Source organism: Devosia ginsengisoli (assembly GCF_024707105.1).
Taxonomy (GTDB): domain Bacteria; phylum Pseudomonadota; class Alphaproteobacteria; order Rhizobiales; family Devosiaceae; genus Devosia; species Devosia ginsengisoli_A.
Genome location: NZ_JANQAJ010000006.1, coordinates 580,646 through 604,819 on the forward strand (window position 1 = coordinate 580,646; position 24,174 = coordinate 604,819).

General features: G+C 63.9%; 18 protein-coding genes. 4 read left to right on the forward strand and 14 right to left on the reverse strand.

Going from position 1 to position 24,174, the window contains the following annotated elements:
• Window positions 1-305 precede the first annotated feature (305 nt).
• The 5 genes from NVV79_RS06625 to NVV79_RS06645 all read right to left on the reverse strand — a co-directional run bounded on the left by NVV79_RS06625 (window position 306) and on the right by NVV79_RS06645 (window position 6,292).
• Window positions 306-932 (reverse strand): L,D-transpeptidase, encoded by a 627-nt coding sequence (locus tag NVV79_RS06625; RefSeq protein ID WP_303988343.1) that lies wholly within the window; start codon window positions 930-932, stop codon window positions 306-308.
• A 245-nt stretch (window positions 933-1,177) separates the two neighbouring features.
• Window positions 1,178-3,322, reverse strand: a complete 2,145-nt coding sequence (pnp, locus tag NVV79_RS06630; RefSeq protein WP_303987397.1) for a polyribonucleotide nucleotidyltransferase — start codon at window positions 3,320-3,322, stop codon at window positions 1,178-1,180.
• A 502-nt stretch (window positions 3,323-3,824) separates the two neighbouring features.
• Window positions 3,825-4,094: a 30S ribosomal protein S15 gene (gene rpsO, locus NVV79_RS06635; protein WP_303987399.1), complete on the reverse strand. Its 270-nt coding sequence runs from the start codon at window positions 4,092-4,094 to the stop codon at window positions 3,825-3,827.
• 131 nt (window positions 4,095-4,225) lie between these two features.
• Window positions 4,226-5,938: a sensor histidine kinase gene (locus NVV79_RS06640; RefSeq protein ID WP_303987401.1), complete on the reverse strand. Its 1,713-nt coding sequence runs from the start codon at window positions 5,936-5,938 to the stop codon at window positions 4,226-4,228.
• A gap of 153 nt (window positions 5,939-6,091) precedes the next feature.
• Entirely contained in the window at window positions 6,092-6,292 is a 201-nt protein-coding gene (locus NVV79_RS06645; protein WP_303987403.1) for a hypothetical protein, read from the reverse strand.
• 100 nt (window positions 6,293-6,392) lie between these two features.
• Here NVV79_RS06645 and miaB point away from each other — a divergent pair, with 100 nt between their 5' ends.
• On the forward strand, window positions 6,393-7,790 hold the full coding sequence (gene miaB, locus NVV79_RS06650; RefSeq protein WP_303987404.1) for a tRNA (N6-isopentenyl adenosine(37)-C2)-methylthiotransferase MiaB: 1,398 nt from the start codon (window positions 6,393-6,395) through the stop codon (window positions 7,788-7,790).
• 1 nt (window position 7,791) lies between these two features.
• Here the strand turns inward: miaB and NVV79_RS06655 are convergent, their stop codons facing one another.
• A complete protein-coding gene (locus NVV79_RS06655; protein ID WP_303987405.1) occupies window positions 7,792-8,124 on the reverse strand; it encodes a YciI family protein in 333 nt (110 codons plus the stop codon).
• Window positions 8,125-8,336: 212 nt separating this feature from the next.
• On the opposite strand from NVV79_RS06655, the gene NVV79_RS06660 reads away from it, so the two are divergent.
• The 3 genes from NVV79_RS06660 (at window position 8,337) to NVV79_RS06670 (ending at window position 11,126) form a co-directional block, all read left to right on the forward strand.
• Window positions 8,337-9,395, forward strand: a complete 1,059-nt coding sequence (locus tag NVV79_RS06660; RefSeq protein ID WP_303987407.1) for a PhoH family protein — start codon at window positions 8,337-8,339, stop codon at window positions 9,393-9,395.
• Between the two features lie 145 nt (window positions 9,396-9,540).
• A complete protein-coding gene (gene ybeY, locus NVV79_RS06665; RefSeq protein WP_303987408.1) occupies window positions 9,541-10,020 on the forward strand; it encodes an rRNA maturation RNase YbeY in 480 nt (159 codons plus the stop codon).
• Window positions 10,021-10,091: 71 nt separating this feature from the next.
• Window positions 10,092-11,126 (forward strand): hemolysin family protein, encoded by a 1,035-nt coding sequence (locus tag NVV79_RS06670; protein WP_303987410.1) that lies wholly within the window; start codon window positions 10,092-10,094, stop codon window positions 11,124-11,126.
• Window positions 11,127-11,342: 216 nt separating this feature from the next.
• Here the strand turns inward: NVV79_RS06670 and NVV79_RS06675 are convergent, their stop codons facing one another.
• The 8 genes from NVV79_RS06675 to NVV79_RS06710 form a co-directional block, all read right to left on the reverse strand.
• Window positions 11,343-11,909, reverse strand: coding sequence for a NifU family protein (locus NVV79_RS06675; RefSeq protein WP_303987412.1), 567 nt, complete (start codon window positions 11,907-11,909; stop codon window positions 11,343-11,345).
• A gap of 355 nt (window positions 11,910-12,264) precedes the next feature.
• Window positions 12,265-12,738 carry a universal stress protein gene (locus tag NVV79_RS06680; RefSeq protein WP_303987414.1) on the reverse strand — a complete coding sequence of 158 codons (474 nt, stop codon included), beginning with the start codon at window positions 12,736-12,738 and terminating at the stop codon, window positions 12,265-12,267.
• A 76-nt stretch (window positions 12,739-12,814) separates the two neighbouring features.
• Window positions 12,815-13,855: a tryptophan--tRNA ligase gene (gene trpS / locus NVV79_RS06685; RefSeq protein WP_303987416.1), complete on the reverse strand. Its 1,041-nt coding sequence runs from the start codon at window positions 13,853-13,855 to the stop codon at window positions 12,815-12,817.
• A gap of 161 nt (window positions 13,856-14,016) precedes the next feature.
• Window positions 14,017-15,579 carry a murein biosynthesis integral membrane protein MurJ gene (murJ, locus tag NVV79_RS06690; protein ID WP_303987417.1) on the reverse strand — a complete coding sequence of 521 codons (1,563 nt, stop codon included), beginning with the start codon at window positions 15,577-15,579 and terminating at the stop codon, window positions 14,017-14,019.
• A 141-nt stretch (window positions 15,580-15,720) separates the two neighbouring features.
• Window positions 15,721-18,513, reverse strand: a complete 2,793-nt coding sequence (locus NVV79_RS06695) for a [protein-PII] uridylyltransferase (RefSeq protein WP_303987418.1) — start codon at window positions 18,511-18,513, stop codon at window positions 15,721-15,723.
• Window positions 18,494-21,199, reverse strand: a complete 2,706-nt coding sequence (mutS, locus tag NVV79_RS06700) for a DNA mismatch repair protein MutS (protein WP_303987420.1) — start codon at window positions 21,197-21,199, stop codon at window positions 18,494-18,496. Before mutS ends, NVV79_RS06695 begins: the two co-directional genes overlap by 20 nt.
• Before the next feature lie 156 nt (window positions 21,200-21,355).
• On the reverse strand, window positions 21,356-22,171 hold the full coding sequence (locus tag NVV79_RS06705) for a DUF2189 domain-containing protein (protein ID WP_303987422.1): 816 nt from the start codon (window positions 22,169-22,171) through the stop codon (window positions 21,356-21,358).
• A gap of 275 nt (window positions 22,172-22,446) precedes the next feature.
• Window positions 22,447-24,057: a glycoside hydrolase family 43 protein gene (locus tag NVV79_RS06710; RefSeq protein WP_303987424.1), complete on the reverse strand. Its 1,611-nt coding sequence runs from the start codon at window positions 24,055-24,057 to the stop codon at window positions 22,447-22,449.
• Between the last annotated feature and the right edge of the window lie 117 nt (window positions 24,058-24,174).

Below are 24,174 nucleotides of genomic sequence, written 5' to 3' on the forward strand. Positions count from 1 at the left end.
TCCCCATCAAGGGGAGGGAGGCGCCAGCTCGAAGTTAGTGTTCATCGTCTCCCTCCCTCTTGTGGGGAGGGATCAAAGGGTGGGGGTAGATCACACGCGCCGGACCAAGAAGGATTCCGAAGTGAACACCCCCTATCAGGGGGAGGCTGTGGGGTATCCAACAAAAACCCGCCCCCTGTTCGGGAGCGGGCTTTTTCAATTTCAGCCCCGGGCCTTTGTCGCGGCAGCAGGAAACTTTGCTTCGGTGACTACGGATTCCGAAACAAGGCGCCCCGCTGCCGCGGCAGCGACCCGGGTAAAGCGGGTTAGTTGATCACCACGACGCGGGCGCCGGTGGGCACGCGGGCATAGAGATCGATAATGTCCTGGTTCATCAGGCGGATGCAGCCCGAGGAGACATTGGTGCCGATCGTGTAGGGCTCGGTGGTGCCATGCAGGCGGAACAGCGTGTCGCGGCCATCCTTGTAGAGATAGAGCGCACGGGGGCCGAGCGGATTGGTGGGGCCGCCCGGCATGCCTGACGCATAGGGGCCATAGCGGTCGGGTTCGCGGGCGATCATCGACTTGGTCGGGGTCCAGCGCGGCCATTCGGCCTTGCGGCCGATGGTGGCGGTGCCGCGGAAGACCAGCGACTCGTCCTTGCCGACGCCGATGCCGTAGCGCAAAGCACGGCCGCCTTCGAGCACCAGGTAAAGGAAATGCTGCGGGGTATCGATGACGAGGGTGCCCGGCCGCTCTGTGGTCATGTAGGGCACTTCCTGGCGCCACCAGCGCGGATCGACGCGGCGCAGGTCCATGGCGGCAATGGGGAAGGGCTCACCCAGGACCGCGCCATACATGCGCAGGTAATAGGGATCGATCTGCGGCTCCTGCACCACGGGGGTGCGGGTGGACGAGCAGGCAGCGAGGGCGACGGCGGGGAGGCCGATCATGAACAAGCGGCGAGAGAGCAAGGGCAATTCCCTGGGTAAGCTTGTGACGCAATTATACTGATCGGTCAGTGGTTAAGCTGCCGCCAGGAGGTTCGCTAGTGCAGGAAAGCCTCACTCGCCCAACGAGCTTTGGTGAAGAGGGTTCCTCTCCGTAATGTGATGGGCCAAAGCTGTTGCAAGGCTGCAACGCATGCAAAAGGCCCGGATCGCTCCGGGCCTTCCTGCGGATTTCCTGCGATTGCCGCTTATTCGGCGGCAGCTTCCTCGCTCTTGACGACTTCCTTGCCGGTTGCCTGATCGACAACCTTCATGGAAAGGCGGACCTTGCCGCGCTCGTCGAAGCCGAGCAGCTTGACCCAGACCTTGTCGCCTTCCTTGACCACGTCGGTGGTCTTGGCAACGCGGGCTTCGGCCAGTTGGCTGATATGGACCAGACCGTCCTTGGCGCCGAAGAAGTTCACGAAGGCGCCGAAATCGGCGGTCTTGACGACGGTGCCCTGGTAGATGGCGCCCACTTCGGCTTCGTCGGTGATCGACTTGATCCACTTGATGGCCGCTTCGATCTGGCTACCGTCGGACGAGGCGATCTTGATGGTGCCGTCATCCTCGATATTGATCTTGGCGCCGGTCTTCTCGACGATCTCGCGGATCACCTTGCCGCCGGTGCCGATCACTTCGCGGATCTTGTCGGTCGGGATCTTCATGGTCTCGATGCGCGGGGCGAATTCACCCACTTCCGAACGGGACGCGGTGATGGCCTTGGCCATTTCGCCCAGGATGTGGATGCGGCCGCCCTTGGCCTGCTCGAGGGCGATCTTCATGATCTCCTCGGTAATGCCGGCGATCTTGATGTCCATCTGCAGCGAGGTGACGCCCTGATCGGTGCCGGCCACCTTGAAGTCCATGTCGCCGAGGTGATCTTCGTCACCCAGGATGTCGGACAGCACGGCGAATTTCTCGCCTTCGAGGATCAGGCCCATGGCGATACCGGCAACCGGACGGGCCAGCGGCACGCCGGCATCCATCAGCGCCAGCGAAGTGCCACAGACGGTGGCCATCGAGGAGGAACCGTTGGATTCGGTGATCTCGGACACGATACGGATCGTGTAGGGGAATTCTTCGACCGAGGGACGGATCGGGTTGATGGCGCGCCAGGCGAGCTTGCCATGGCCGATTTCGCGACGGCCCGGGGACCCCATGCGGCCAGCTTCACCCACCGAATAGGGAGGGAAGTTGTAATGCAGCAGGAAGTTCTGCTTGTGGGTGCCTTCGAGCGAGTCGATATACTGCTCGTCTTCGCCGGTGCCGAGCGTGGCAACGACCAGCGCCTGGGTTTCGCCGCGGGTGAACAAAGCCGAACCATGGGTGCGGGGCAGCACGCCGACTTCCGAAACGATCGGACGAACGGTCTTGAGATCACGGCCGTCGATGCGCAGGCCCGTGTCGAGCACATTCCAGCGCACGATCTTGGCCTGCAGGTTGTGGATCACTTCGCCGAGGTCTTCGGCGGAGACTTCACCGGCCTCGACCTTGGCGGCAAAGGCTTCCTTGACGGCCTTCTTGGCGGCGTCGACGGCAGCGTAACGCTGGGCCTTGTCGGTGATCTTGTAGGCGGCGCGCAGATCGGCTTCGGCAACCTTGAGCACGTCGGCTTCGAGGGCCGAATAGTCGGGCGCCACGAAATCGCGCGGCTCCTTGGCGGCCAGTTCGGCCAGCTTGATAATGGCCTGGATCACCTTGCGGCTCTCGGCATGACCGAACATCACGGCGCCGAGCATGACTTCTTCGCTCAGTTCCTTGGCTTCGGACTCGACCATCAGCACGGCGTCTTCGGTGCCGGCCATGACGAGATCGAGCTTGGATTCCGAACGGCGGTCAACGGCCAGGTTCAGCACGTATTCGCCATCGACATAGCCGACGCGGGCCGCGCCGATCGGGCCCATGAAGGGCACGCCGGAAATGGTCAGGGCAGCCGAGGCGGCGACCATGGCCAGCACGTCGGGATTGTTTTCCATGTCGTGCTGCAGAACGGTCACGACCACCTGGGTCTCGTTCTTGTAGCCTTCGGGGAAGAGCGGGCGGATCGGGCGGTCGATGAGGCGCGACACCAGGGTCTCGTTCTCGGTCGGGCGGCCTTCACGCTTGAAATAGCCGCCCGGGATCTTGCCGGCGGCGAAGTATTTTTCCTGGTAGTTGACGGTCAGCGGGAAGAAGTCCTGGCCGGGCTTGGCCGACTTGGCTGACACGACGGTGGCGAGCAGCACGGTCTCGCCCAGGGTGGCGAGCACGGCGCCATCGGCCTGGCGGGCCATCTTGCCGGTCTCGAGCGTCAGGGGCTGACCGCCCCAGTTGAGCTCGACCTTGTGGTAATCGAAATTGATCGTGGACATATCTAGTCTTTCCATTCTGCCGGCTGAGCGGGAACGCGGGGCGTAGGAAAATCCCGCGAACTCATCCGGTGCACCCGCACTCGCCACTGCACCCCATGTGCAGTTCAAGCTCAAAATCAGGCGCTGTTTACGTCTGGCGGTGACGAAACATGGGCAAGACAACAAGCAGCTCCCACACTTGACGTCTGGGTGCCTCACGGGATCAAGCCTGAGGGATTGATCTTGCGAGCGTGAGGCGGGGAGCGGCCAATAATCCTGCCATGCTCCGGCAATCGCCGGTCTACGCTAGAGACCGTTTTCAAACTCTACTGTGACGGCCAACTGTCGGCGTTTTCTGCGCTTCCGGTGTTCACGTACAAGCGTACGTTCCGCTCCGGTTCTCGAAAGCCACCGCCATTTGACTCGCCACAGCGAATTTTCAAATGGTCTCTTAATCACCCCGGAGGGCGAGAGAGCGGAGGCGGAGGCTGGCCCCCGCATCCGCAATTCGGTTGCGCGCTTGTTAGCGGCGCAGGCCGAGCTTTTCGATCAGGGTCTTGTAGCGGCTCTCGTCGACCTTCTTGACGTAGTCAAGCAGGCGGCGGCGGGTCGAGACAAGCTTCAGCAGACCGCGGCGGGAGTGGTTATCCTTGCCATGGCCCTTGAAGTGTTCGGTGAGGTTGGCAATGCGTTCCGACAGGATGGCAACCTGGACTTCCGGCGAGCCGGTATCGTTGGCCTTGGTTGCATATTCCTGGATCAGAGCGCTCTTGCGCTCGGGCGTGATCGACATCGGGCATATCCTTTCAAAGGAGGATCGGGTCGCCCCGGCCGGGATGTCGTCCAGGCGGGGCCGTGAAGGCCCGGACCCGAAGGCCCGAGGCTGGCGTCCCTATAGTGCAAAGCGCGGAATAACGCCAGAATTTATTCGGATGGCTCGTCTTCGGCGGCAGCCGGCGCCGCGGCCGGGTCGATGGCGCTGAGCGGAATGAGGAACCGCCACTCCATGCCGTCGTCGTGGCAATGCCGCTCGACCTCGGCGCCCAGCGAGCGGCCGACCATGGATTGCAGGACCGTGGTGCCGAAGCCGACCCGGTCGCTGGTGGCAACCCGGTGCGGCACGGTTTCGCGCCAGTTGAAGTCCAGCCGCTGGTCGACAATGCGCCAGCGCACCTTGAGTGCGCCGCCATCGCCGGCAAAGGCGCCGTATTTGACCGCATTGGTGGACAATTCATGGGCCGCCATGCCCATGATCTGGGCGGCCTGGACGTTGAGCCGCACCGTAGGCCCGGCCACGTCGATCCGCGAGGCGTCGGGCGGGCTGAACGGGGCGATCTGGCTTTCCACCAATTCGCCGAGCAGCACGCCGGCCAGGCCATGGGCCAGCAGCAGGTCGGTGGAGCGGGCCAGGCCGTGGATGCGCCGCTCGAAGCCCTGCACATAATCTTCGACATTGTCGGCGCCGCGGGCGGTCTGCTTGGCCATGGCGGCAATGACCGTCATCTGGTTCTTGGAGCGATGCGCCAGTTCGCGCATCAGGAAGCGCACCTCGTTTTCGGCAGTCTGGCGCTGGGCGGAGGCCTCGGCCAGGGCCTGGGACACTTCGGCGATTTCGGCGACCGGATAGGCCCTGGGCACCGAGGCTTCGCCCCGGCCGAGCTTCTGCGCCTCGCGGCGCAGGCCGCGCACCGACTGGGCGACGCGCTGGGAAATCAGCAAAGCCGCGCCGGTGGCGAACAGAGCGATCAGCAAGCCCCAGGCCGCCAGCCAGAACCGGCTGTCATCGATCGGCCGGCCGACAATATCGGTCGAAGCCCAGGCCACGACGCGCCACCCCGAGATGGGCGCGCGGCGCTCGGCCGTCACCACCGTCTTGCCGTCGAACAATTCGCGCCGCCACTGGTCGGGCGCGGCGTCGGGCACCGGATGGCGCACGGGCAGGGTGGTGCCGGCCTGCAGCTCGGCCTCCGGCGTGGCGGCGATCACCACATTGTTGGTATCGACCAGCGCGGCATGCCAGCCGGACGGCAATTGGCGCGCCTGCAATGCCGATGTCAGCCTGCCGGCTTCCTGCGTCAAAGCGAGCAGGGCCACGCCGGACGGATTGTCGGGCAGCGCCACCAGGACATTGAAGAGGGAGCGGCCGGTTACCTTGCCGGTGAAGAGGTTGGACACGGCGACGCCGGCGGCGAGTGCCCGCTGGGCCGAGGCCGGATCGGAGGTTTGCCCCGATGATGTGCCATAGGGCGCATCGGTGTTCAGCACGACGTCGAGATCGGCATCGAGCGCGACCAGATTGGCGCCCATCTGCTCCAGCGCCACGAGGGCCCCTTCGCGGAAATCGGCCAGCCGGCCACTGCGCAGCAATTCGGAGGTGGAGAGCACCCGCAACGTGGTGAGCATGCCGCCCACTTCATTATCCACGGCCTGGGCCATGGCCTCGACCGTTGCGGTGGTGAGGGCCCGGATCGTCTGTTCCTGGGCGTCGTTATTGCGGTTGAGCAGGACCAGCGACACGACCAGTGCCGGGATCAGGATGACCAGCATCAAAGCGACGAGATAGAGTACGACAGGCCAAGGCCGCCTGCCCAAGGCCAGTGCAGTCTGGTCCACCCTGTTCTGCGTCGCCCCCGCCATGCCGCGCTTTCCGCGGCTGCTATCACACCATACCCTTCAGCCGCGGCCCAACCATAGCGTCAGACAGGCACCGCCCGGAAGCGGGCAGCAGCAATCTTTGTGCAAATGTTTGGCAGGGCTGGCAGAAATGCCACGTTATCCGGGCAATCCCGATCAGTATTTGGCGCTGGAATCACTGGCCGGGAAGCTCTCGTCGAGGGCTTCGTCCTGTTCATCCCAGTCCTTGGGCTTGTCGGCCTGGGCCTCCTTGCCGGCATTGCGCACCTGCACCGGGGCATCCTCGGGGCCGGGCTTCTTGCCGTCCTTCATGGCGGCGGCCTTGTCGGTCTTGTGGGTCTTGTGGCTCTGGGTCATGGCAAACTCCCTTGTTGGGAGAGAAACCCGCGGCACGGGGCAAGGTTGCAGACGCCGGAGATGGCTTGGAGTCTTCACCAGCCACTGGTAAAGAGCCGGCATGACCGAGACGCGCGCCAATTCCAAGAAGCTGTTCATCAAGACCTATGGGTGCCAGATGAACGTCTATGACAGCGACCGCATGATGGATGCGCTGGCGCCGCACGGCTATGAAACCACGCTCGACATGGCGCAGGCCGACCTGGTGCTGCTCAATACCTGCCATATCCGCGAAAAGGCTTCGGAAAAGGTCTTTTCCGAACTCGGACGGCTCAAGGAATTGCAGACCGAGCGCCGCGCCTTGGGCGGCGACATGATGATCGGCGTGGCCGGTTGCGTGGCGCAGGCAGAGGGCGAGGAAATCGCGCGTCGCGCGCCTGTCGTCGATATGGTGTTCGGGCCGCAGGCCTATCACCGGCTGCCCGACATGCTTGTGCAGGCCGAAGCGCAACGGCACATGCATCCCAGCCTCAAGCGGGCAGTTGTCGATACCGACTTCCCCGAGGAAGACAAGTTCGAGCACCTGCCGGCGGCGAAGAAGGAAGTGACCATCAAGCGCGGGCTGACCGCGTTCCTCACGGTGCAGGAAGGCTGCGACAAATTCTGTTCGTTCTGCGTCGTGCCCTATACGCGCGGCGCCGAAGTCAGCCGGCCGGTGGCGCAGGTGATCGCGGAAGCGCGCGGGCTGGTGGAAGCCGGGGTGAAGGAAATCACCCTGCTGGGTCAGAACGTCAACGCCTATCACGGCGTGGACGACAAGGGCCGGGCCGTGGGGCTGGGCGAGCTGGCCTATCTGCTGGCGGACATTCCGGGGCTGGAGCGGCTGCGCTACACGACCAGCCATCCCCGCGACATGGACGACGCGCTGATGGCGGCGCATCGCGACCTCGATATATTGATGCCCTATCTGCACCTGCCGGTGCAGTCAGGCAGCGACCGCATCCTCAAGGCCATGAACCGGCGCCATACGGCGGCCGAATATCTCGATGTGATCGCGCGCATCAAGGCGGCGCGGCCGGACATGGCGCTATCGGGCGATTTCATCGTCGGCTTTCCCGGCGAAACCGACCAGGATTTCGAGGATACGCTGAGCATCATCCGCGAAGTCGGCTATGCCTCGGCCTATTCGTTCAAATATTCGACGCGACCCGGCACGCCGGGGGCCAATCTCGACGGGCAGATCGCCGAAGAGGTGAAAACCGAGCGGCTCTATCGCCTGCAGGAACTGGTCAATGCGCAGACCACGGATTTCCACGCAAGCTGCGTCGGCAAGACCCTGCCGGTGCTGATCGAACGGCCTGGCCGCCAGGCGGGGCAGGTCGGCGGGCGCTCGCCTTATCTCCAGGCGGTGCACCTGGAGGGCAGCACGGACCTGATCGGCGCGATCCACCAGGTGGAAATCATCGGCACGAGCACCAATTCGCTGGTGGGCCGGCTCAAGGTCGCCGTTGCCGCCTGATCTAGGGCGTCTGCTGCAAGGGCCAGACTTCGATCACGCCGTGGGCTACGGCGCAGGGTGACCTGGACGCCAGCAGGATCGCCTCATCCATGTCGGCCGCCTCGATAAGGCCGAAGCCAGCAATGGGAAAGTTCGCCTGAAGAAACGGACCCTCCGCGGTCACGACACCTTTGTTGTCGTGATTCCGCACCTGGACCGGCCGGCCGGCGATGCCCATCTCCGCACCGCGTTCGACGAGCCAGGCGTCGTGGGCATGCGCCGCGTCCCGCACGGATTTGTCCGTCCTGTTGTATCCTGCTTCGTCACCGTAGCCGATGGTAATGAATTTGGGCATGTCACACTCTCCAAAACCGCTTGTACATTGCAAGTGGTTTTGCAGGACGTTTTGGGCCAGATTGTGGCCCTGCCTTCGGCGCTCTTGTGGCTGCCCTCCGCAGTCACAATATTGCTACAGACATTGCACCCAAATCATCCTAGCCTCGTTGTCATCATCGCGGCGCGCCCGCGCCGCCCCCTTCCGGGAGCCACACCAGTTTGAGCAGGCATTTGTCACCGACCGCAGACAACGCACTCGCATCGCAACTCGAACTCGCTTTTGAAGACAATCGCCTCGCTGCCCAGCTCTATGGCGATTTCGACCAGAACCTCGCCTTGATCGAACAGCGGCTCAAGGTGTCGGCCACGCCGCGCGGCAACCATGTGCTGCTCAAGGGTGCCGCTTCTTCGGTCGACCAGGCCCGCCGCGTGCTGGAATCGCTCTATGCCGGGCTCGAAGAGGGTCGGGCGGTCGACATTTCCGATGTCGATGGCGTCATCCGCATGATCGAGACCGAGGACAGCCAGCTCACCCTGCCGACGCTGGAACGCAAGGGCAAGGTGCGCATGGCCCAGATCGCCACGCGCAAATCCACCATCGTGGCGCGCACCCCGGCACAGGACGCCTATATGCGCGCCATGGAGCGGAGCGAACTGGTCTTCGGCGTCGGCCCGGCCGGTACCGGCAAGACCTATCTGGCCGTGGCGCATGCCGCGAGCCTCTTGGAACGCGGCGACATCAACCGCATCATCCTCTCCCGTCCGGCCGTCGAGGCCGGCGAGCGCCTGGGGTTCCTGCCCGGCGACATGAAGGAGAAGGTCGACCCCTATCTCCGCCCGCTCTATGACGCGCTTTACGACATGATGAAGCCTGAGAATGTCGAGCGCTGCATCACTTCGGGCATTATCGAAGTGGCGCCGCTCGCCTTCATGCGCGGCCGGACTTTGGCCAATGCCGTGGTGATCCTCGACGAGGCACAGAACACGACGTCGATGCAGATGAAGATGTTCCTGACGCGCCTGGGCGAAAATTCCAAGATGATCGTCACCGGCGATCCGACCCAGGTCGACCTGCCGCGCGGCGAGAAATCGGGGCTGATCGAGGCGGTGCACCTGCTCGATGGCGTCGAGGGCGTGCATATCAGCCGGTTCGGCGACAAGGACGTGGTGCGCCATGCGCTGGTCGGCCGCATCGTGCGGGCCTATGAGGCCGATTCGGCAAGGCGACTTGCGCAGAAGGACACAGAGGGCCTGGCGCGGACACTGGGGACCTTGCCACCGCGGGCCTGAGCCCTGGATACCCCCACTCACGCGATGTCATTCCGGCGCAGGCCGGAATCCATCTTGAGATGACTTGGCTCACCGCGTGTATGGATGGACCTCAGGATGGATTCCGGCCTGCGCCGGGATGACACCGTGGAAAATTAGAAGATCGATGCCGAAAACCACACCACCCCTGGACATCGCCGTCATTCGCAACGATGACGACTGGCCCGAAAATCTGGAGGCCCGCGCCGAAGCGGCGGTCCTGGAGGCGCTCAAGCAGAGCAAGGCCAGGGTCAAGGGCGTGGCGGAACTGTCGATCCTGCTCACCAATGACGCGGAACAACACGCGCTCAACAGGGAATGGCGGGGCAAGGATCTGTCCACCAATGTGCTGAGCTTCCCGCAAATCGAGCCCTTTGGGCCCGTTATGGGCATTCTCGGCGACATCGCCCTGGCGCGTGAAACCCTGATCCGCGAGGCGGAGGAGCAGGGCGTCACATTCGAAGCGCATTTCACCCATCTCGTGGTGCATGGATTTCTGCATATTTTAGGATATGATCACCTTGATGAAGCGGAGGCTCTTCAAATGGAGGGCCTCGAAACCCAGATATTGGCAGCGCTCGGGGTCGACGACCCCTATGCCGATTAGGGCCGGCGCCAGAATGGACCGGGCGTATTCCGTTTCGAGGACAGATAAGCCGCTTGTTGCGGCGAGAGATCATGAACGACAGTGACAGTCCGGGCCCCCAGACGGCGCCCACCAATCCCGAGCCTCCTTCTAGCACCGCCTCCGTGCCCGCACGGGGGCCAACGATCTGGAACCGCATCAAGGCCATGCTGGCGCGCAGCACGGTGTCGCTGCGCGACGACCTGCAGGTGGCGCTCGACGAGCAGGGGAGTTCGGAAGCCGCCGATTTCTCCGAAAGCGAACGCACGATCCTGCAGAACGTGCTCAAGCTCTCCAATGTGTCGGTCGGCGACGTGATGGTGGAACGGTCGGACATCCAGGCCATCGAGGCCGATGTCAATCTGGGCACGCTGATCGCCCGGTTCCGCCAGGTGCATCATTCGCGCCTGCCGGTCTATGACGACAATCTCGACAACATTCTGGGCTTCATCCACGTCAAGGACGCGCTGGGCAGGATCACCGAACCGGTGACCGATCCGGCCAAGGATGTGCCGGTGAAGCTGGTTTCGAGCGTGCTCAAGCAGAAGATCATCAAGCTCGACATCACGCGCGACGCCATGTTCGTGCCCACCTTCATGCCGGTGGGCGACCTGCTGCAATCGATGCGCGCCAGCCGCGTGCATATGGCCATCGTGGTCGACGAATATGGCGGCACCGACGGCCTGGTCACCATCGAGGACCTGCTCGAGGCGGTGGTCGGGGAGATCGAGGACGAGCATGACGAACTGGCCGCCGCGCTGATCCGCAAGGTGGGGGCCGATACCTATATCGCCGATGCCCGCGCCGAACTGAGCGACGTGCGCAGCCTGATCGGGCCGGATTTCGACCCCGGCGAATATGCCGAGGATGTGGAAACCATCGGCGGGCTGGTGTTCGATCTGGCTGGCCATGTGCCCAAGCGGGGCGAGCGGGTAACGCGGCTCGACGGCTTCGAATTCGAAATACTCGCCGCCGACAGCCGGCGCATCAAGCGGCTGCGTATCCGGCGCAAGCGGGAAGGCGACAGCGCCGAGCCGCTGGCGATTACCGATCAGCGGACATCGGCGCAGAAGGCGGCGGCGGAGTAGGCTTGTAGATGGCTCCACGCCCTCGTGGTTCGAGGCGCGTGAAGAACGCGCACCTCACCATGAGGGCTACTCTTGGCTCGGTATCCCAGTAGTCCTCATGGTGAGGCGGGAGCGAAGCACCCTCGAACCACGAGGGCGTGGCATTGCCCCTACGTAAAAACTAAGGGTCCGGAGATTGCTCTCCAGACCCTTGGCTTGCTGCTTAACTGATATCGCTCAGACCTGCTGCACGGCCTCGACGCCCGGCACGAAGTGGCGGAGCAGGTTTTCGATGCCGCTCTTGAGCGTGGCGGTGGAGGAGGGGCAGCCCGAGCAGGCGCCCTGCATATGCAGGAAGACGGTGCCTTCCTTGAAGCCCTTGAAGGTGATGTCGCCGCCATCCATGGCCACGGCCGGACGGACGCGGGTGGCCAGCAATTCCTTGATGACTTCCACCGTCTCGCTGTCTTCTTCCTCGAAGAATTCATCGACCTCGTCAAAATTGGCGATTTCCACGCCGCCCTCGACGATGACGGGCTTGCCGGACAGAAAATGGTCCATGATGACGCCGAGAATGGCCGGCTTGATATGGGCCCAGTTGGTGTCGTCCTTGGTGACCGAGATGAAATCGGAGCCGAGGAAGACGCCGGTGACGCCGGAGATGCCGAACAGGCCCTGCGCCAACGGCGAATTGCCGGATGCTTCGACGCTGCGGAAATCGCGCGGCTCGCCGACTAGCACATCGCGCCCCGGAAGGAATTTCAGGGTCGCGGGATTGGGCGTGGCTTCGGTCTGGATGAACATCGGGGCGCCTGCAATTTACGATTAGAACGCTTCTAAAATAGACCTTTGCGCTCAGGATGCAAGGGGCTTCGAGCCGTCCCGTAGGGCAAATTGCTCCAGTGGAGCGATTTGAGGCGAGAAGGCCATGAGGCCTACGGCCGAATGGCCCAGGGGTGCCGCATCCTGGATGCCTCTCCCTCCCCCTTGTGGGGAGGGTGGGCCCGAAGGGCTCGGGTGGGGGTAAGGTTCCACAAGCTCAGTGCGTGGGACTCACCCCCACCCTTGATCCCTCCCCACAAGGGGGAGGGAGACGACTGCATGTTCCATGTAAGGCATACGCCACCCCGCCATTCGGCGCGATTTGCCCGCTGCCCGCTCAGCAGATGGCGATGATCTCCTCGTCGCTCATGCGGCCGGGGACGATGGTCAGCGGGATGGGCAGGGCATTGGCGCGGTTGGCGAAGTGCATGACCAGCGGGCCGGGGCCTTCATTCGAAGTGGACGCCGCCAGCACCAGGATGGCGATGTCGCGGTCCTGGTCGATGACGTGCTCGATCTCCTCGGCGGCACTGCCTTCGCGGATCACCGATTCGCTGCGGACTTCGCCGATGTCGCGGATGCGGGCAAGGCGGGCATCGAGGTTGCGCTCGGCCTCCTCGACGGCTTCGGCGCGCAACACGTCCTCGACGCCCAGGCCGATGAATTCGGGCTTCTGGATCACGCTCATCAGCACCACGGTACCGCCCGTACGCTTCACACGGTAAGCCGCGAAGGTCAGCGCCCGTTCGCATTCGGGCGTCTCGTCGATGACGACGAGGAATTTGCGCTTGTATTCGGTCTGTGAAACCACGGCCGCTCCCCTGGATTGTTCCTTTGTCGCGTTTCCGGGCGGAAAACCCGCGCCGCACTTTTTCCTGGAAACGCTGTTAGCGGATAAAGCCGACGATAGAGCGGACATCGACCATTGTCGCCTCCGCAATGACGCGCGCCCTCTCGGCGCCGTCGCGCAGGATGGCGTCGATCGTGGTCGTGTCTTCGATCAGCCGGCGCATTTCGTCGCCCATGGGGCCGAGCTGCGCCACGGCCAGATCGGCCAAAGCCGGCTTGAAAATGCCCCAGCCCTTGCCGCCGAATTCGGCGATGACCTGGGCCTTGGTCTGGTCCGACAGCGCGGCATAGATGCCGATGAGATTGTCGGCTTCGGGCCGGCCGGCCAGGCCCTCCACCGTCTCGGGCAGGGGCTCGGGATCGGTGGTGGCCTTCTTGATCTTCTTGGCAATGCCGTCGGCATTGTCGAGCAAGGAGATGCGCGACTGGTCGGACGGGTCCGACTTGCTCATCTTCTTGGTGCCGTCGCGCAGGCTCATGATACGCGTGGCCGGGCCAGCAATCAGCGGCTCGGTGATCGGGAAGAAGCTCCCGTCATCCTGCCCGACACCCTGAGCAGCGATGGAGGCAGCATAGTCATTGTTGAACTTGGCGGCGATGTCGCGCGTCAGTTCGAGATGCTGCTTCTGGTCGTCGCCGACAGGCACATGGGTGGCCTTGTAGAGCAGGATATCGGCCGCCATCAGGCTGGGATAGGCCAGGAGCCCCAGCGAGACATTTTCCGAATTCTTGCCGGCCTTGTCCTTGAACTGGGTCATCCGGTTCATCCAGCCGATGCGGGCGACGCAGTTGAACACCCAGGCCAGTTCGGCATGCTGCATGACCTGGGACTGGTTGAAGATAACAGCCTTTTTGGGGTCGATGCCGGCAGCGACATAGGCCGCGGCCACTTCGCGGGTGGCGCGGCGCAGGTCGTCCGGGTCCTGCCAGACCGTGATGGCATGCATGTCGACGACGCAATAGATGCAGTCATGCGTGTCCTGCAGGGGCACGAAGCGGCGGATCGCGCCGAGATAATTGCCCAGATGCAGGTCGCCCGAAGGCTGGATGCCGGAAAACACACGATTGGTGAAGGTCATGGAGAGCCCGATATTCGCGATAGTCGCGACTTTCTATAGCCGAAAGCCGTACTTTGGAACCGTCTTCTCGGAGACCTCATGGCGAGCCAGTCGAACCATGGGGTTGAGCGAGTGGAGCTATCGCGCCACGCGTCAGTGGTTCGACAAGCTCACCATGAGGGCTACTTTGAGCGCCGCAGGCGGCGCAGCAGCAGGCCCAGCTTCTGGGCGCCAGTGATGTGGACCAGGGTGAAATAGATGGCCATGCCGAAGACCACGAGTATGGCCAGCAAGCCGCCCTGGCTCCAGAGGGGCGCGCCGCTGGCGAAATGGGCGGCGCCGCGCTCGACCAGGAGATAAAGTGCTCCGCCCATAACGGCGCTGATGGCGATAATGAGCCCATGGCGCAGCCATTCGGCGCGGGTCAGGGCAAAATGGCCGCGCCGCGCCAGGAATACGGCCAGCAATACCGCATTGAGCCAAGCCGAAGCCGAGGTGGCGATGGCAATGCCGACATGGACGAGGCTCGGGAACAGCAGCAGCGATATCGAGATATTGGCCACGACCGAGATGCCGGCAAAGACGGTGGGCGTTACCGTGTCCTCGCGGGCGAAATAACCCGGCTGCAGCACGCGGATCAGCACATAGGCGGGCAGGCCGGTGGCAAAGGCGATCAGGGCCTGCGCCGTCTGGGTGGTGGCCAGCGCGTCGAAGGCGCCACGCTCGAACAGTACCCGCACGATGGGCTCGGCCATGGCAATGAGCGCGGTGGCTGCCGGCATGGAGAGCAGCATGGCGGCCAGCAATGACTGGTCCTGCGTGGCGCGGGCCTCGGTGTCACGGCCGCCCTTGAGGTGGCGGGAAAGCTCGGGCAGCAGCACCGTGCCGATGGCGATACCGATAATGCCGAGCGGAAGCTGGTAGAGCCGGTCGGCATAATTGAGGATGGAAATGGCATTGTCGGCGCCCGAGGCGATGATGGTGCCGACGAAGATGTTGATCTGGGTTATGCCGCCGGTAAGGATGGCCGGCACGGCCAGCACCCAGAAGCGGCGCACTTCCGGATCGAGACGGGGCAGGCGCAAAGCCGGCACGAAATCGGCCCGGCGGATGGCGGCATAGACCAGCGCCAGTTGCGCCAGCCCGCCGGCCATGGTGGCTACGGAGACCCACATGGCTGAACCGGCCGGGTCCATGACCCAGAAGGTCACCAGCGGAATCATGGCGGCGATATTGACCAGGTTGAGAATGACCGGGGCGAAGGCAGCGGCGAAGAAGCGGCCCAGCGAATTGAGGATCGCGCCATAGGCGGCCATCAGCGACATGCAGGCCAGGTAGGGGAACATGATCCGCGTCAGCAGGACGGTGAGATCGAATTTTTCCGGATCATCGGTAAAGCCGGGGACGAAGGCGACCATGATCTGCGGCATGAAGATTTCCGCCAGGATGGTCACGCCCACCAGCATGGCGACGAGCCAGGCCATGATGCGCGAGGCCAGGTCGAGCGCCGCTTCGCGGCCTTCGCGTTCCAGCGCGCCGGAGAAGAGCGGCACGAAGGCGGTGTTGAAGGCGCCTTCGGCAAACAGGCGCCGGAACAGGTTGGGGAAGCGGAAGGCGGCGAAGAAGGCGTCGGCCGCCGGCCCGGTGCCCAGCACTGCCGCCATCAGCGCATCGCGCACGAAGCCGGCGACACGGGAGATGAGGGTGAGGCCTCCGACGGAGAGGAAATTGCGGTAGAGGCTCACCTGCCACGCCCTCGTGGTTCGAGGCGCGTGAAGAACGCGCACCTCACCATGAGGGCTACTCTTGGCTCGGTATCCCAGTAGCCCTCATGGTGAGGCGGGAGCACTTGCGACCCTCGAACCACGAGGGCGTGGCACGGGCCGCTACCCATTGGCCACCTTCTCGCCCTGCGGATGGAACACGCCCATCAGCGCGTCGTGGATTTTCCGCTGGCGGGGCTTGGAGGTGATTTTCTGGCCGGTGAGATCGGTGATGTAGAAGACGTCCACCGCCTTTTCGCCATAGGTGCCGATATGGGCCGAGCCGATGGTGAGGTTGAGGTCGGAAATCTGGCGGGTCAGCGCGTGCAGCAGCCCCATGCGGTCGAGGCCGGACACCTCGATGACGGTGAATTTTTCCGACAGCGCATTGGACACGGTGACCTGCGACGGCACCGCGAAGGGACGCAGGCGCTTGTTGTGGCGGCTTTCTTTGCCCAGGTCGATCAGGATCTGCCGCTTGCCCTGCAGCAATTGCTTGACCGTATCGATGATGCGGGTGGCGCGGACCTTTTCGTCCTCGTCTGACGTGAAGGAGCGGCGCAGGCGGAACGTATCGAGCGCATGGCCATCGCGGGTGGAAAAGATCTGCGCCCCGATGATGGACGTATCCTGCATGGTGCAGGCGCCGGCGATCAGCGAGAGCAGCCGCGGGTGGTCGGGCGTATAGAAGGAAACTTCGGTAATACCCTCGAAGGCCTTGACCCGTATGGAGCCGGCAAAGCCTTCGCCCGTCTGGTCGGCCTGGCGGATCATGCGGGCATGTTCGACCTGCAATTCGGGTTCGGCGCGCAGCCAGTAATGGTCATAGTGGCGGGCAATATAGGCATCGACCTCGGCCGGCGGCCAGGCTTCGAGCGCCTGGGCCAGCGCGCGGCGGGCATCGTGGATGCGGTCGGACTGGGTGACCTGGCTGTGGCCGCCTGAGAGCAGGGGCTCGGTGGCATAGTAGAGAGCGCGCAGCAGGCTGCCCTTCCAGCCGGTCCAGACGCCCGGGCCGACGGCGCGGATATCGCAGGCGGTGAGGATCATCAGCAGAGCCAGGCGCTGCGGCGATTGCACCACATCGGCAAAGGCCTTGGCGGTTTCGGGGTCCTGGATATCGCGGGCCTGGGCGATCTCGCTCATCAGCAGGTGATATTCGATGAGCCAGGAGACGGTGTCGGTTTCGGCGGGGGAGAGGCCGAAGCGGGGGCAGAGTTTGCGGGCGATGCGGGCGCCGGCAATGGAATGATCTTCCGGGCGGCCCTTGGCGATATCGTGCAGGAACAGCGCGACATAGATGAGGCGCGTATCGTTGAGCTGGGGCAGCAATTCGTGGGTCAACGGCAGGTCGTTGCGCAGGCCGCCATTGGCGATCTGCGCCATGACGCCGACGGCACGGATCAGGTGCTCGTCCACCGTATAGTGGTGGTACATGTTGAACTGCATCAGCGCGACGATCTTGCCGAAATCGGGCACGAACTTGCCCAATACGCCGCTCTCGTTCATCTGCCGCAGGATGCGCTCGACCGATTGCGGTGCGGTCAGGATGGTCAGGAAATGCTCATTGGCCTTGGGATCGTTGCGCAGCCTGTTGTCGATCAGCCGCAGCGAGCGGGTGATGACCTTGATGGCATCGGGGTGGAACAACAATTCCTCGCGCCCGGCCACCAGGAAAATACGGATGAGATTGACCGGGTCCTTCTCGAACACGTCCGGGCTGGCAATGTTGAGCCGGCCAGTATCGAGCACGAAATCCGTTTCGCCCTTGATCCGGCTCCTGCCCGAGCGGAACGGCGCCAGCACGCGGCCGACCAGGTCCATATCCTTGGCGTGGTTGAATTCGAGGCTGGCACAGATGATGCGGGTCAAATCGCCCACATCCTTGGCGACGAGGAAATAGCGCTTCATGAAGCGCTCGACGCCCAGCATGCCGACGCGCTGGGCATAGCCCATGCGTTCGGCCAGTTCGGGCTGCATGTCGAAAGTCAGCTTTTCCTCGGCGCGGGCCGTAACGAAATGCAGGTGACAGCGCACCGCCCACAAGAAATCCTCGGCGCGGGAGAACAGGCGGTATTCGGCGGCCGACAGCACGCCCTTGCCGACCAGCTCATGGCTGGTCTTGACCTGGTAGAAATACTTGCCGATCCAGAACAGCGTATTGAGGTCACGCAAGCCGCCCTTGCCGTCCTTGATATTGGGCTCGACCACATAGCGGGTATTGCCCATGAGCTTATGCCGCTCGTCGCGCTCGGCCATCTTGGCGGCGATGAATTCGGGGCCCGTCCTGGGCATGATCTCGGCTTCGAAACGCTGCACCATCTGGTCGAACAAAGTGCGGTCGCCGGTGAGGAAGCGCGCTTCGAGCGTGGCGGTGCGCACGGTCATGTCGGCGCGGGCCATGCGGATGCATTCATCGACCGAACGGACGGCGTGGCCGACCTTCTGGCCCAGGTCCCACAGCATATAGAGGATATATTCGGTAACCTGCTCGCCCCAGGGGGTCTGCTTGTAGGGCAGGATGAAAAGCAGGTCGATATCCGAGCCCGGCGCCAGCGTGCCGCGGCCATAGCCACCGACGGCGGAGAGCGCGATGGCCTCGGCGCCGCTGGGATTGTCGACCGGGTAGACCCGGCGCGTGGCGAAGAGATGGACGGCTGAAATGATCTCGTCCTGCGCATTGGAAAGGTTCTGCGCACAGCGCGTGCCCTTGCCCGATGCAAGCAGTTCGGCCTCGGCCTGTCGCCGTGCCTCGGCCAGGGTCTGGCGGATATGGGTCAGCACGGCGGCGCGGGCGGCGGCGGATTTCGGCGCGGCCTCGCCGATCGCCGCGTCGAGCTCGCCGAGAATGGTCTCGGCGGACTTCAGCGCGAATAGAGGTTTTCGCGGCTTTGCCTCAGCTTCGGCGAGCGTCATCGCGGATTTTCTTCAACTCGTAGAGCGCTTCGATCGCTTGTTTGGGGGTCATCTCGTCGGGTCGAACGGCGTCGAGCGCTAGATGTACGGGGTCCGGCCCCACCGGCCTGGGAGGAGGCTGGTGGGCGAAAAGTGGCAGATCGTCTAGCACGCTGGCCTTCTGGCTGGAAGAGGCCGTGCCCGCCGAGCGCTGTTCGAGCACGGTCAACACCTGCCGCGCCCGCGCCAAGACCGGTTCGGGCAGGCCGGCCAGCCGGGCCACCTGGATGCCATAGGAGCGGTCGGCGGCGCCGGGACCGACTTCGTGCAGGAATACGACCTCGCCCTCCCATTCCCGCACCTTCATGGTGACGTTGCTGACGCGGCTCAATGTCTTGGCGAGGCTGGTCAGTTCGTGGAAATGGGTGGCGAAGAGGGCCCGGCAACCGGTGGTTTCGTGCAAAGCCTCCACGGCCGCCCAGGCGATGGAAAGGCCATCGAAAGTGGCCGTGCCGCGGCCGATTTCGTCGAGCACGACAAGGCTGCGCCGCGTGGCGCGATTGAGGATGGCTGATGTCTCGACCATTTCGACCATGAAGGTCGAGCGGCCATGGGCGATATCGTCGCTGGCGCCGACGCGGGAAAAGACCCGGTCGACGACACCGATATGGGCCGATGTCGCCGGCACGAAAGACCCCATCTGCGCCAGGATCGCGATCAGCGCATTCTGCCGCAAAAAGGTGGATTTACCGCCCATATTGGGGCCGGTGACCAGCCACAACCGCCCGCCGCCGATAGCGTCGTCGCCGCTGAGGTCGGCATCGTTGGCGACGAAGCTCTGGCCCTCGGCCGAGACCATGTCTTCCACGACCGGATGGCGTCCACCCTGGATGGCGAAGGCCAGGGAGGTGTCGATTTCGGGGCGGGTATAGCTGCGCGTGGCCGCCAGATGGGCGAGGGCGGCAGTGACATCGAGTTCGGCCAGGGCATCGGCCAGAATGCGCAGGATGTCGGTGCGGCTCAATACGTCGTAGCGCAGGCTGGCGAAGACCTTGAGCTCGATTTCCAGCGCCGCCTCGTGGGCGCGGGCGATGCGGCCTTCGAGATCGGCCAGTTCGGTCGTGGTGAAGCGCATGGCATTGGCCAGAGTCTGGCGATGGATGAAGCTCTGCCGATGCGGCTCTTCGAGCAGGCGCGTGCCATGGGCAGCCGGCACTTCGACGAAATAGCCGAGCACACCATTGTGCCGGATTTTGAGGGAACGGACGTCGGTTTCCTCGATGAGGCGGGCCTGCAGGGCGGCGACCACGGCGCGGGTTTCGCTGGCCAGGGCGCGTTCATCGTCCAGCGCCTGGTCATAGCCCTTGCGCACGAAGCCGCCATCGCGGCTCAGCAGCGGCAATTCGTCATCGAGCGCCAGCGCCAGCTCGGAAGCCAGCGGCATCGGGGCGGCGGCCAGCGTGGCGGCCAGGCGGGCGAGCACGGCCGGCACATCGTCGAGGCGGGCAAAATGGCCCGATAGCGCCGAGGCGGCAGCAACGGCCTTGCCGATCGCGGCGAGGTCGCGCGGGCCGCCGCGGTCGAGCGCCAGCCTTGTCAGGGCGCGGGCCAGGTCCGGCACAGCCTTGAGGTCGGTGCGCAGGCGGCCGGTCAGCAGCGTATCATTGGCCAGCATGCCCACCGCATCGAGCCGCTCGTTGATGCCAGCGGCATCAGCCAGGGGCGCGGCCAGCCGGGCGGAAAGCAGGCGGGAGCCGGGGGCGGTCACCGTGAGGTCGATCACCTGGCGCAGCGAACCCCTGGCCTGGCCGCGCTGAGTCTGGTGCAGTTCGAGGCTCATGCGGGTGGCCTGGTCGATGGCCATGCGACGGGTCGCGGTATCGGCCACGGGCGCGCGCAGGGCCACGCCGACGCCCTTCTGGCTCTCGCGCACATAAGCGACCACCGCGCCCAGGGCCGCCCGCGCCGCGCGGGACAGCGATGTGGGGTCGAAGGCGCTGTCGGGAAAAGCGGCACGCAGGCTCGACGTGGCCGTTTCGCTGTCGAAGCTGTCGGCTGGCGCGGCATGGGTGATGGCGGCCCAAGCCGGGGCGAAGAGATGCCGCTCTGTCAGTGCCGCCCGCGTCGCTTCGGTCAGCAGCAATTCGGCCGGGTCGATGCGCGCCAGTTCGTCCTGCAACTGCTCGGCCGACAGATCGGCGGTGAAGGTCTCGCCGGTCGAGACATCGGCCCAGGCCAAAGCGAAATCGGTCTCGCCATGCCGCACCATGGCGAGCGCGGCGAGGAAGTTGGAGGCACGGGCATCGAGGTGATCATCCTCGGTCAGCGTGCCTGCCGTGATCAGCCGCACCACGTCGCGCTTCACCACCGACTTGGCGCCGCGCTTCTTGGCCTCTTTGGGGTCTTCCACCTGCTCGCAGATGGCGACGCGATGGCCCAGCTTGATCAGCTTGTTGAGATAGTCGTTGGCGGCATGGATGGGCACGCCGCACATCTGGATATCCTCGCCCAGATGCTTGCCGCGCTTGGTGAGCACGATGCCCAGGGCGGCGCTGGCGATCTCGGCATCCTCGAAGAACAGCTCGTAGAAATCGCCCATGCGATAGAACAGCAGATAGCCCGGATTGACCGCCTTGATCTCGAAATACTGCGCCATCATCGGCGTCAAAGCCGGGGTCTGCGCTTGTTCGATGGGCGACTGATCCATAGGGGCAAAGGGTCTCGGCAAGGAAGCCGAGACCTTATGGGTTTTGCTGGTCGATTCCAACCGCAAGGGGCCGAATTGCCGCCCGGAATATTCCCTTCCACAGATCGTCATCCTCGGGCTTGACCCGAGGGTGACGATCGAGGGTCAGACGGCGCCTCACATCCCCCTGATGACAGAGGCCGGCTCCACCACCTTGCGATAGAGATGCCATGTCGCGTGGCCGAAAATGGGAATGACCACGGCCAGACCGACAAAGAGCGGCAGCGCGCCGATGAACAGGCCCGCCCCCACGATAATGCCCCAGGCCAGCATGGGCACCGGATTGTGCATGACAGCACGGAACGAGGTTTCGACGGCCACGAATGCCCCTACATCGCGATCGAGCAGCAAGGGGAAGGCGATGACCGTGGTGCAGAGGGTGAAGATGGCGAAGAGCGCACCCAGCATGGTGCCGGATATGAGCAGCGTCATGCCGCCGGGCTCGGTGAGGATCTGGTTCATCAACCCGCCCAGCGTCTGCGGCGTCGATGAGCCAAAGAGGCTTTCATACAGCGCCTGCGCCGCCGTCAGCCACAGGGTGAAGACGGCGAGCAGCATGATCGCGAGGGCGGCGATCGAGCCGATGGCGGGGGATTTCAGCACTTCGAAAGCGTGATGCCAGGAGGTGTCGAGACCCTGTTCGCGCCGCCGGGAAATCTCGTAGAGCCCGATGGCGGCGAAGGGGCCGATCAGCGCGAAGCCGCCCACTAGCGGATAGAGCAAAGGCCAGGTGTAATAGCCGTTCATCCACACCGTCAGCACGATGCCGACAATGGGATAGATCAGCACCAGCAGGACATAATGGCTGGGCTTCTCCCAGAAATCGGCAATGCCGCGACGCAGGGCATCGCCCAGGTCGCCCAGGCTTATCGTGCGGATGACCGGCATATCGAGCTTGTCGCCCGCGCCGGAAATGACGTGGAAAGTGGACATGACCTTGCTCCTCCATAACGGAGGCCGCGGACTCGCTGACAAACCGCGAACGCGCGACCAGCAATGGCAGGAGTTTAGCTCCGGTGCGACCGATTGTCGCTACAGTTCGTAGAATTGTGATCGGGACGTTGCACTCGCAGTCGTCTCCCTCCCCTTGTGGGAAGGGATCAAGGGTGGGGGTGAGTCACAAGCACCGAGCTTGCGGAAGCATACCCCCACCCGACCCCTGCGGGGCCACCCTCCCCACAAGGGGGAGGGAGGTGTCGACTGCGAACTCAGATTTCGTAGCGATCCGTCTCGTCATGCACCGGCCGATAGATGAAATAGTCGAAATCGGCCGGGCTGGCGGTGCCGTTGAGATCTTGCGCCGCCATGCCGACAAAGGCGCCGGTAAAGCTGCCATGGGCCTGATGGCCACCGCATTCATCGGACAGGATCGAGGCGTCTAAGACCGGGCCGATGGGTTGCAGCTCCTGGCCCTCCAGCGCGTAGAAGAATTGCAGCTTGCGGCCACGAATGGTCAGCGCCAGCTTGACCTTGCCCTCGTTGGGAATCGTGACCGGGGCGGCCGGGAAATTCAGATTGCCATCGGGCCAGGAGATTTCCGAACTCATCAGCAGCAATTCGCGCTGCCCGTCGGAATGGGCTGTCACGGCCAGATAGAAGAAGTTGTAGCGGCTGTAATAGGCCGTCAGCCCCGCCATGGTGCGCTCGTCGGTGGCGTTGAAGTCCACCACCGTCTCTGCGTCGTAGGAGAAATGCTGCTGCCGGCGGGCCACCAAAGCCTCCTCGAACCAGGAGCCGATCGACTCGCGACCGAACAGCGTCAGCTTGCCGGCTTCGGTCTTGAAAATGCGGTCGGTTTCGGGCGTACGCAGCCACTGGAAATCGATCGGCAGGCCGTTTTCGAACGTATAAAGCTGTTCGGCCCAGTACTTTGCCTCGTCGCGGGTGCCGGGCACGTCGACATGCAGCGAGGGCACCGGACCGTTCTTCACATAGAGCCAGTCGTCATCGCCCCAGTAAGCCTCCTGGATCGCGGTTTCGCGGCCCAGCACGCAGCGGCGCTCCTGGGTGGTCGGGCGGCCGGTGAGGTGGACCAGATAGGTCTTGCCTTCGGGCGTTTCGACGATATCGCCATGGCCGGCCCGTTGCAGGGGCGCCAATGGGGCATCCTTGGCGGTCAGGATGTGCTTTTGCGGATGGGTCTCGTAGGGCCCGTCGAGGTTGCGCGAGCGGGCGAAAGTGCAGGCATGGTCATAGGCCGTGCCGCCTTCGGCCGTGAGAAGGTAATACCAGCCGTTACGCTTGTAGAGATGCGGGCCTTCGACCAGCTTGAGATCGGTGCCCTGGTAGATGTTCTTGATCGGTCCGACCAGCCTGCCCGCCTCGGGATCGAATTCCTGCAAGGCGATGCCGGCGAATTTCAGCGGGCGGGTGCGGTGGTCCCAGAGCATGTTGACGAACCACTTTTTCCCGTCGTCATCGTGAAACAGGCTGGGATCGAAGCCGGACGAGTTGACATAGACCGGGTCCGACCACGGACCTTCGATCCTGTCGGCGGTGACGATGTAGTTATGCGCGTCCTTGAACGAGCCGTCCTTGCGCTTGACGTCGGTATAGACCAGCCAGAATTTTTCGCCGTCATGGGTGAGGCAGGGGGCCCAGACACCGCAGCTATCAGGGTCGCCGCGCATGTCGAGCTGGGTCTTGCGGGTCAGCGGTCGCGTGACCAGCTCCCAATTTGCGAGGTCCTTGCTGTGATGGATCTGCACGCCGGGGAACCACTCGAAGGTGGAGGTGGCGATATAGTAGTCGTCGCCGACGCGGAGGATGGACGGGTCCGGATTGAAGCCGGGCAGGATGGGATTGGTAAGCTGGGGCATGGGTTCCTCGCAGGTGACGGCTCTGATTCACCTCGCCCCTCAGGGAGAGGTCGGCGCTCAGCGCCGGGCGAGGGGTGCGATGCTGCGACACACAGCATGCTCGAGCATCGCACTCCT